This is a genomic window from Acuticoccus kandeliae, assembly GCF_003073115.1.
In genome coordinates, this window is the sequence record NZ_QBBV01000035.1 from 1 (window position 1) to 519 (window position 519).

Sequence of the window (519 nt, forward strand, 5' to 3'; positions counted from 1 at the left end):
GTCTGCTCCGCCATGGCCGCCCCTCCGCCGTCGTCGTTCCGACGCTAGGGCGGGACACGGCCGGTGACGGGCCGATCCACCGGCCTGTGGACAACCCGGCCGGTTGTGGACGGATCAGGAAGCGGCGGCCTTCGAGGACGACGTGCCGGCCGAGCTCGACGAGGAGCTCGACGACGAGGAGTCCGAGGAGGACGAGGACGAGGACGAGGAGTCCGAGGACGACGAGCTCGACGAGGAGCTGTCGGACTTCGCCGACTCCGACGAGGACCCGGACCCGCTGCTCACCGAGCCCGAGCGGGAGTCGGTGCGGTAGAAGCCGCTGCCCTTGAACACGATGCCCACCGAGGAGAACACCTTGCGCAGCTTCCCACCGCAGTTCGGGCAGGTGCTGAGGGCGTCGTCGGAGAACGACTGCACCGCCTCGAAGCGGTGGTCACACGCGGTGCATGCGTACTGGTAGGTCGGCACAACATCCTCCGGACGAACTGGGGCGGTGCCCGCCCGCGGGCTGGCACTCGG

1 protein-coding gene and 1 pseudogene are annotated in these 519 nt (G+C 69.7%); one reads left to right on the top strand and one right to left on the bottom strand.

Annotation, left to right across the window (positions count from 1 at the left end):
- Positions 1 to 103 precede the first annotated feature (103 nt).
- Positions 104 to 313, top strand: coding sequence for a hypothetical protein (locus DBV35_RS31245; protein WP_245944148.1), 210 nt, complete (start codon positions 104 to 106; stop codon positions 311 to 313).
- Between the two features lie 14 nt (positions 314 to 327).
- Here the strand turns inward: DBV35_RS31245 and DBV35_RS31415 are convergent.
- A pseudogene (locus DBV35_RS31415) lies at positions 328 to 468 on the bottom strand (FmdB family zinc ribbon protein); the annotation flags it as partial.
- Positions 469 to 519 lie beyond the last annotated feature (51 nt).